The organism is Prosthecobacter sp. (assembly GCF_044232965.1).
Lineage (GTDB): Bacteria > Verrucomicrobiota > Verrucomicrobiia > Verrucomicrobiales > Verrucomicrobiaceae > Prosthecobacter.
The window spans coordinates 17,924-26,982 of sequence record NZ_JBIIKX010000015.1; the positions used below are offsets into that span (position 1 = coordinate 17,924).

General features: G+C 61.3%; 8 protein-coding genes. 6 read left to right on the plus strand and 2 right to left on the minus strand.

The genetic code is table 11. The features are described 5' to 3' along the window. Positions 1 to 67 precede the first annotated feature (67 nt). The 5 genes from ACILSI_RS08675 (at position 68) to ACILSI_RS08695 (ending at position 5,725) form a co-directional block, all read left to right on the plus strand. Positions 68 to 730, plus strand: a complete 663-nt coding sequence (locus tag ACILSI_RS08675) for an HAD family hydrolase (RefSeq protein ID WP_395721472.1) — start codon at positions 68 to 70, stop codon at positions 728 to 730. 51 nt (positions 731 to 781) lie between these two features. Continuing rightward, positions 782 to 1,477, plus strand: coding sequence for a hypothetical protein (locus ACILSI_RS08680; RefSeq protein ID WP_395721473.1), 696 nt, complete (start codon positions 782 to 784; stop codon positions 1,475 to 1,477). A gap of 4 nt (positions 1,478 to 1,481) precedes the next feature. Continuing rightward, positions 1,482 to 2,885 (plus strand): DUF2851 family protein, encoded by a 1,404-nt coding sequence (locus ACILSI_RS08685; protein WP_395721474.1) that lies wholly within the window; start codon positions 1,482 to 1,484, stop codon positions 2,883 to 2,885. An 18-nt stretch (positions 2,886 to 2,903) separates the two neighbouring features. Next, a complete protein-coding gene (locus ACILSI_RS08690; protein ID WP_395721475.1) occupies positions 2,904 to 4,328 on the plus strand; it encodes a pectate lyase in 1,425 nt (474 codons plus the stop codon). Positions 4,329 to 4,423: 95 nt separating this feature from the next. Next, positions 4,424 to 5,725 (plus strand): serine/threonine-protein kinase, encoded by a 1,302-nt coding sequence (locus ACILSI_RS08695; protein ID WP_395721476.1) that lies wholly within the window; start codon positions 4,424 to 4,426, stop codon positions 5,723 to 5,725. An 81-nt stretch (positions 5,726 to 5,806) separates the two neighbouring features. On the opposite strand, the gene ACILSI_RS08700 is transcribed toward ACILSI_RS08695, so the two are convergent. Continuing rightward, a complete protein-coding gene (locus ACILSI_RS08700) occupies positions 5,807 to 6,964 on the minus strand; it encodes a Gfo/Idh/MocA family protein (protein ID WP_395721477.1) in 1,158 nt (385 codons plus the stop codon). Positions 6,965 to 7,121: 157 nt separating this feature from the next. Here ACILSI_RS08700 and ACILSI_RS08705 point away from each other — a divergent pair, with 157 nt between their 5' ends. Further along, positions 7,122 to 8,129 carry a Gfo/Idh/MocA family protein gene (locus tag ACILSI_RS08705; RefSeq protein WP_395721478.1) on the plus strand — a complete coding sequence of 336 codons (1,008 nt, stop codon included), beginning with the start codon at positions 7,122 to 7,124 and terminating at the stop codon, positions 8,127 to 8,129. Between the two features lies 1 nt (position 8,130). Here the strand turns inward: ACILSI_RS08705 and ACILSI_RS08710 are convergent, their stop codons facing one another. Beyond that, the gene (locus tag ACILSI_RS08710) at positions 8,131 to 8,997 is read right to left on the minus strand and encodes a YicC/YloC family endoribonuclease (RefSeq protein WP_395721479.1); all 867 of its coding nucleotides are present in this window, start codon (positions 8,995 to 8,997) and stop codon (positions 8,131 to 8,133) included. Positions 8,998 to 9,059: the final 62 nt, after the last annotated feature.

Here is a 9,059-nt window from a genome sequence, read left to right on the forward strand (position 1 = left end):
AGCACCGACGATTCGTCGGCAAAAAAAGATGTTGGCTGGCCGACGATTCGTCGGCACTCCATAACCCATGCCCCCACCCATTCGCGCCGTGATCTTCGACTTCGACGGCCTCATCGTTGACACTGAAAGCACCGGTTACCACACCTGGAGAGAGATCTTTGACCAGCACGGCCACGAACTGCCCGTGGAGCGCTATGCGCAGGCGGTTGGCACGGATTTCATCACCGGCGTCTATGACCCGAAGCGTGATCTCGAACAGCTCACCGGTCGCGACTTCGACTGGGACGCCGTCGAGATCGAACGCAAGAGCCGCGAGGGTGAGTTGCGCCAGCATTTGCACCTGCTTCCCGGTGTGGCGGATCGCCTGCAAGAGGCCGATGCGCTCGGCCTGCGCATCGCCATCGCCTCCAGCAGCCCGCGCGTGTGGATTGATTCGTGGATGGACCAGCTTGGCCTTCACGATCACTTCCACCACATCTCCACCGTCGATGACACCGGCAAGGTGAAGCCCGATCCGAGCCTCTTCCTCCACGCCGCCGAAAAACTTGGCGTGAAGCCCGAGGAGGCCGTCATCTTCGAGGACTCCCTCAACGGCCTCTGCGCCGCGATGGCTGCCGGCATTCGTTGCGTTGTCGCGCCTGGGCCGATGACACGTCATCTCGACTTCACCGGAGCGTGGAGGCGTGTTGAGTCTCTCGCGCATGTCACGATTTCCGAACTGATGTCCTGAAAATATTCTTCCACTTCTCCCATCCATTAAATAGCATCCCTTTCTCATGCCATGAAAACACACGCATTTATCAAGACGTCTTGCCTTGCGCTCTTCATCAGCTTCACGGCCAGCGCCCGCTCAGAAGACGGGGCGTTGGAGCAAAAGGTCCAGAAGATCATTTTCCCCGTCGTCCAATTCAAAGATGCCACCATTGAGCAGGCGGTTGAATACATCCGTGTCAAAAGCCGTGACCTGGACACGATCAGCCAACCGCCGGTGACGAAGGGCGTCTCAATCGTTCTTCGAGGAGGTGGATTGACGGACACCATCAGCCTGGACCTCAGAGATGCTCCGCTGATCGACGTCGTGCGTTACTGCGCCGAACGTGTGGGATTGCAATACCGCGTGGAAAAGCATGCGGTAGTGCTCGCCGCCAAGTTTGAGGAAAAGCCCGTGCCACCTGCCGCCCCACCACCTCCCGTGCTGGGGAACGCCGACCAAATCATCTTCCCCACTGTGCAGTTCCGTGATGCGACCATTGCGGAAGCCGCCGAATACTTCCGCGTCAAATCCCGCGACCTCGATCCCGCCAAGCAAGGAGGCGTGAACATCGTCGTCAAACCCGGCGGGGCTGATGTCAAAATCACCCTCGACCTGCGTGACATTCCGCTGCCACATGTGCTGGCTTACGCGGCCGAACTCAGCGGGCACCAGCTCAGCACGGACGGCCAGTCCTACCTCCTCACCCCTTTGAAAGCCGAGTGACTCCATGACGCCGCTCCCGCTCGCCGACCGCTACGCACGCTTTCGCGATGCGGTGTTCAGCGGCATCGAGGAAACGCGGTTGCCGGGATTTGAGGTGCCGCTGACCGAGCTTTATCTGCAAAGCTTGTGGTTCGCCGGTGCCTTCGGCAGTGAGTTCACCAGCGTGGATGGCAAGGCGGTGCGCATCACCGACTTTGGCACCTGGAACTCCGGGCCCGGCCCGGATTTCACCGGCTGCGCGATTCGCGCAGGTGAAGAAACATTGCATGGCGACATCGAACTCGATCCCGATGTCCGCGACTGGGAGCGCCACCTGCACGGTGCGAATGCGGACTACGACCGCGTGGTGCTGCATCTCTTCTTCGACGCGCCGCAGGAGCGTTTTTACACGCGCACGAGTCAGCATCGCGAGATCACGCAGGTTGTGTTGAATCCGTCGATGCTTGCCAACGATGCGAAGCCCAATCGCGGTCTCGCCGCCGCACGGATGGGCCGTTGCGCCACGCCGTTGCATGAGATGGAGGCCGCGCGGGTGCAGTCCATCATCGAATCTGCCGCGCAATACCGGTTGGAGCTGAAATCGAAGCGCCTACACCGTTGCGTGGCCGCACAGGGACGCGAGGAGGCCATTTATCAGGCGCTGGCCCGTGCGCTCGGCTACAGCAGCAACCAGCAGCCCTTCGTTCTGCTCAGTCAGCGCCTGCCGTTGAAGCGTTTGCTCAAAACCGACGCGCCGACACGCGAGGCGCTGCTCTTTGGCGTCTCCGGCTTCCTCGAAGTCATGCGCAGCGATGATACCGAGCCGGAAACACGCGCCTACTTGCGGAAGCTGTGGAGCGAATGGTGGAAAGTTCGCAACGACTGCCTGCGCTGGCTGGAGGAGCGCCAGCTTCCGCGCTGGAAGCTCAAAACCATCCGTCCCGGCAATCACCCGCAGCGCCGTCTCGGGGCTCTTGGCGCGATGCTGAACGCGTGGCCACAAGTCGTCGCTCCGCTGGCCGATGCCACGCGCTGGAGCCAGGCCGCGTGGCGTGAGACGCTGCTGATGCTCACGCATGACTTCTGGAGCACGCATTACACGCTGCTCGCTGATCCCACCTCGAAGCCACTCGCGCTCATCGGCGAAACGCGGGTGCAGGAGATGCTCGCCAACGTCGCCTACCCGCTGCTGGTGCCCGAGCGCACGCGCCTGTGGGCCGAATACCTCGAACTTCCAGCACTGCTGGACAATCAAAAGGTCCGCCGTGCTGTGCTACGTCTCTTTGGCGATGACCCACGCGGCAAAGACTTCACCAAGAAGCTGCACCACCAGCAGGGCCTGCTGCAAATTTACGAGGACTTCTGTCTCGAAGACGACTCCGCCTGCGTGAACTGCCCATTCCCGGAACGGCTGAAGGAGTGGTGCTGATCCATTCGTTCACCCGCCATGCGCGCACTTTTTTCTCTCGCACTATTCCCTTCACTCATCCTGGCCGCCGATCTGCCTGATCCGGTCGCCATCACCGCCGCCATGAAAAAGGCGGTCGTTTATGCGCACACCCACCTTGCTCGTGAGGGTGGCTATGCCTCCTCGTATGACAAGGAAGGCAAGATCGGTGAGGTCGAGCACGGCAAGTCGCCCACGATCATTTCCATCCAGCCGCACGGCACCACGACGATGGGTCTGGCCATGCTGAAGGCGTATCAGGCCGCGGGCGACGAGGTTTTCCTCAGCGCGGCCAAGGACGCGGCCAAAGCGCTGCTCAAATGCCAACTCGCCTCGGGTGGCTGGGACAGCGACTTCGATTTTGACCCCGAAAAGGCCAAAAAATACTGCCTCCGCAGCCATCTGGACGCTGGCGACAAAGAACCCGGCAAGCGCCGCAACTCCTCCACGCTCGACGACAACAAGACACAGTCCGCGCTGCTCTTTCTCCTTGAAATGACGCACGAACCGGCCTGCAAGGACGACGCGGAACTGAAACGCTGCACGAAGTTCGCCATGGACGCGCTTCTCGCCGCGCAAGCCCCGATCGGCGGCTGGCCGCAGCAGTTCAGAGGCCCTGCTGATGCCACCGCGCCGATTCTCAAGGCCAGCTACCCTGACGAATGGTCGCGCACCTTCCCGAAGGTGAATTACACCGGCTTCTACACCCTCAACGACGGAAACCTCGAACGAATCGCCAACCTGCTGTTCCGCGCCTACGAACTCGAAAAGGACGAGCGCTACCTCACCGCGTTGAAAAAGCTCGGCGAGTTCCTCATCCTCGCGCAAATGCCCGAGCCACAGCCGGTCTGGGCCATGCAATACGATCACGACATGCACCCGGCTTGGGCACGGAAATTCGAACCGCCGTCCGTCACCGCTTATGAAACCGTGGGTGCCATGGAGGTGCTGCATCAGCTTTGGGTGCTCACGGGTGATGACAAATACCTCGCGCCGATCCAGCCCGCGCTTGCATGGTTCGAGCGTTCGAAACTGCCAGATGGCAAATACGCGCGTTTCTACGAGTTGAAGACCAACAAGCCGCTGTTCTTCGTCAAAGACACCTACGAGCTGACTTACGACGACAGCAACCTGCCCACGCATTATTCCTTCAAGGACGACCGCCAGGACGACATCGACAAATTCAAAACGAAGCTGGCTCAAAGCCGCGAGGAATCACAGCGCAAGCTCAGCGGCCCGCAGACGCCGAAGGAATGGGCCAGCCGAGCCAAAGGAGCCGCCGCCAAAGCCCAGAAAGCTGCCGACGCTCTCGACAGCGAGGGACGCTGGCTTAAGGACGACCAAATCGACGGCGGAGAGTTCGTCAAACACCTGAACGCCATGGCCTATTATGTCGAGGCAGCCAGGAAGAGCGCTCAGCCTTGAGCGCTCATGGCTGAAAAGGCTTCTGAGCGTCGGCTTTGAGGAGTTGGCTTTTATTTGTGCTCGCCGCCACACGCGTGGCGGTTCATAATGCATTCATGGCTGAAGAACCTATTCCCGATGAGAATCCTTCGTTTGATGTGCCGAGCATTGAAGAAATGTCCGCTTACCTGCCGCAGTTCAAGTTTGAAAAGCTGGCGGCCTGCGGTGGCATGGGCGCGGTGTACAAAGCCTGGCAGGACAGCCTGGCCCGCTGGGTGGCGGTGAAAATCCTTCCGCCGAAGTTTAGCGCGGAGCAGGGATTCGCCGACCGCTTCAAGACCGAGGCGCGCGCGATGGCGAAGCTAAATCACACAAACATCGTGGGTGTGTACGACTTTGGTGTCACGCCGGGCGGCCATCTGTTCCTGGTGATGGAATGGATCGAGGGGCGCTCGCTGCACGATCTGATTCATCTGACCAACCTGCCACTGCGCAAGGCGACGAACCTAGCCATGCAGCTCTGCGAAGCATTGAGCTTCGCGCATGAGCACGGCATCATTCACCGCGACATCAAGCCGGGCAACATCATGGTCAACGATGCCGATCATGTGAAGGTGGCGGACTTTGGTCTGGCGCGGCCGGTTTCCAACGAGGCAGAGGAGGACAATCCGATGGGCACGCCGGACTACGCCGCGCCGGAGATTCGTGGCGGCAGCGTGATCGACCACCGGGTGGACATTTTTGCGGTCGGCGTGGTGCTCTACGAGATGCTGGCGGGCCGCGTGCCAGAAAACCCGCGGCGTCCGGTCACGCTGTTTGCCAAAGTTTCGTCACGCTGGGATGAGATCATCGCCAAGGCCATTCATCCCGATCCTGACAAGCGCTACCAGGACGCGGGTGAGTTTCGTGCGCACATCAATGTGGCGATGAAGCAGGAGGCCGGCGTCGCGCTGCCTGACTCGGTTGATCACAAGCCCAAGGGGCCACCAAAGAAGCAGAAGGCGGCACCCATGACGCAAAAGCAGCAAATGGTGCTGATGTTTGGCTTCGTAGGGCTGGTGCTCGCCGCCTTGCTGGCGCTGATTTTCTGGCCCACCTCACGCAACACTTCCTCCAGGGCCGCAGGTCCGGTGGAGGCGACGGCGGCGGAGATCCAGCAGGTGATGGCGACGCTGGAGAAGAACGACCCCGAACTCGCCCGGATCGTCAGTTCCTTCGCGGAGGACTGGGCGGCCAGCGGGGCCGACAAAAACCCTGACACGGCCGAAAAGCTGCGTTCGGCGCTGAACACGGCGGTGCAGGCGAAAACGAAAGACCGTGCGGAGGCCGCCAGGCGCGCGGAGATCCTGGCTGCCGAGCTGGCGAAGCTTCAAGGAGCGCCTTCCCTGAAAGCGCTCAAGCAGGCGGCTGGGGGCTGAGATTCAGCACCCTTTTCAAACAAACGCCACCGCCTGGATACAGGCGGTGGCGTTTTGTTGGGTGCTTACGAGCGCACGAAATCAGCGGAAGCTCTTGGCGAAGTCGTCGGAGGTCGCCTTGGCGACGACCTTGGTCTTCTGGAACGTCGATTTCTCGCCTTTCTCGACGAGGAGGCGCTCGTAGTCGGCGGATGACATCGGCAGGGTGATCGTGGCGTCCTGCCAGGTGGAAAGAAGGATGGCGTTGGCGAGTTCGACGCTACGGATGCCTTCGGCGGCAGGTGAGAGCAGTTTTTCGCCCTTCAAAATCGCGTTGGTGAAGTTTTGCAGGATCTCGACGTGCTGGCCGCCGCTGCTTTCGACTGGAATGTCCATGTGCCAGCTTTCCGGCATGGCAAAGGCGGCCTCGGCCTCCATGCAGAACTTGCTCATCGGCTGGCGGTTGCGCTGGAAGTGGATGCGGGTGCCGTCGGTGACGGTCACACGGCCCTGCTCGGCGGAGATTTCGAGCTTGTTGATGCCCGGCGCCTCGCCGGTGCTGGTGACAAATGTGGCCGTGGTGCCGTTGTCATACTGCATGACGGCCGTGACATCATCTTCGACCTCGATCTCATGGAAGCGGCCGAACTGGCAGAAGCCGCGCACTTTTTGCGGCATGCCGAAGAGCCATTGGAAGAGGTCCAGGTTATGCGGGCACTGGTTCATGAGCACTCCGCCGCCCTCGCCCTTCCAGGTGCCGCGCCAGCCGCCGGTGGCATAATAATAGTTCGTGCGGAACCAGTTGGTGACCTCCCAATGCACGCGGCGCACCGCGCCAATCTCACCGCTTTCGATGAGTTCCTTGACCTTCTTGAAGCAGGCGTTGGTGCGCATGTTGAACATGGCGGCGAAGATTTTGCTCTTGTCCGTGTGCGCGGCGATCAGACGCTCGCAGTCGGCCTTGTGGACGGAGATCGGCTTCTCTACCAGCACGTTCAATCCGGCTTTGAGCGCCTCAATGCCGATGGTCGTGTGGCTGAAATGCGGCGTGCAGATGAGGATCGCGTCGATGTGGCCGCTGCGGATCATGAGATTCACATCGGTGAAGGCTTTTTCGCCTTCGATCAGGCTCGGCAGGGTGCCGACGCTCTCGCATAGCGCGGTGACGCGCAGTCCTGGCACCTTGCCCGCGCGAATGTTCGCGAGGTGTGCCTTGCCCATGTTTCCAAGTCCAACAATGCCAATTCTGACGGTTTCCATGGCGCGAGCCTAGCGGGGCAAACAAGGCGGTCAAGCGACTCAACAGTTGCGCCGCCGCGCCCACGCGACACTTTTGCGCATGCGACCGCCGGACAGCCTCCGAATCTGGATCATCCTTGTCACAGGATGGCTGCCGTTGCTGTCGCAACTCCCGCTCATGGCGCAAGACCTTCGCATCGGCATCATCGGCCTCGACACCTCGCATTCGGAGCAGTTCACGCTGCGCCTGAACGACCCAGCGAACCCCAGTCACATCCCCGGTGCCCGTGTGGTTGTGGCCTTTCCCGGCGGCAGCCCTGACATTGAGGAAAGCAAAAGCCGCGTCGAGGGCTTCACCGCCACCGTGCGGGACAAGTACGGCGTGCGCATCGTCGGCAGTGTGGCGGAAGCCTGCAAGGACGTCGATGCCATCCTTCTCCTCAGCCTGGAAGGCCGTCCTCGCCTGGAGCAGATGAGGCAGATCATCGCCGCAGGCAAACCGGTGTTCATGGACAAGCCTGTGGCAGCCTCCTTGAGGGACGCCGTGGAAATTTACAAGCTCGCCACCACCGCCCAGGTGCCGGTTTTCAGCGCCTCCGCTGTGCGCTGGTATCCGGGTGTGCTGGAAGTCGCCAATGCCGAGAAAACACCGGCACGCGGCGTCATTTCCTACGGTCCGGCGCACGTCCTGCCGCATCATCCCGATTTGTTCTTCTACGGCATCCATCCCACGGAGGCGCTCTTCACTGTCATGGGCGGTGGCTGCCTTTCGGTGACACGCACCACCACGCCCTCGGCCTCCGTCGTCGTTGGCCTCTGGTCGGGGAATCGTACTGGCACCCTGCATGCCATCCATGAGGGGGCCAAGGCCTACAAGCTCATCCGCTTTGGCGACACCCAGATCACCGAGCAGAAATCCGAGGGTGATTACACGCCGATGCTGCGGGAGATCATCAAATTTTTCCAAACGAAGCAGGCTCCCGTCTCACCGAAGCAAACACTCGAAATCTACGCCTTCATGGAAGCCGCCGAGGAGAGCAAGCGCCGCGATGGCAAGTCCGTCACCCTGCGCGAGGTCATGGTCAAAGCCGGCGCTCCTGAAGCCTGGCTACCCGAGGATGGCAAAATCAAGCCTGAGCCGCCCAAGTCCGTGCCCAAAGAACTGCCGCAGCCCGGGGGCTCGTGACTCACTCCGCGTTCTGCACCTGCTCGCGGATCTTCTCCAGCTCGGTCTTCGCGGTGACGACGTGATGGGCGATCTCGGCGTTGTTGCACTTCGATCCCATCGTGTTGAACTCGCGGAAGAACTCCTGCAGCAGGAAATCCAAGCTGCGCCCGGCAGGCGCGTCGGCACCGAGGTAGGCGCGGAACTGCTTCACATGGCTTGCCGCACGCGTGAGCTCCTCGGAGATGTCGGTGCGGTCCGCAAAGAGGGCGATTTCCTTGACCAGCCGCTCGTCATCGAGCGGCAGCGGCAGCCCGGCGTCCTCCAGCCGCTGGCGCAGCAGTTTGCGCTGTTGTTCGGGCACGGTGGCGGCTTTTTCACGGATCGATTCCAACAACGATTCAATTACGCGGAGGCGCGTTTCGATGTCCGTGCGCAAGCTGCCGCCTTCTGCCGTGCGCATGGTGTTCAACTGCTTCAAGGCAACGGCCAGCGCCTCCTGTACCGGTGGCCAGGCATCCTCGGTCGCGATCTCTGCCTGCGCCTGGGTCACCACACCGGGCATGCGGGTGATGTCCGTCAGCGAAATCTCCGGCGGAATGTCCAGCTTCAGCGCCAGCGTGTGCATGGCATGGAAATAATGGGCGGCGAGCGCCTGATCGATCCGCACGGCGTCTGCCGCCGCTCCCGCTGCCTCTCGGCGCACGGCCACATTCACCCGCCCGCGTGAAACGGCGGCCGCGACCTCCGTGCGCACCGCGTTCTCCAGTTCGGCCAGCTCACGCGGCAGATTGACCGCCACTTCGAGCTGTTTGCGGTTCACCGCGCTGCATTCCACGCTCCACGTCACGCCTTCCCGTTGCGCCTCGCCCCGGCCAAATCCTGTCATGCTTTTCATAGCCTTCAGATGGAGCGAAATCCGGCTCCGGTAAAGTCTTGGATGAGTGGGAT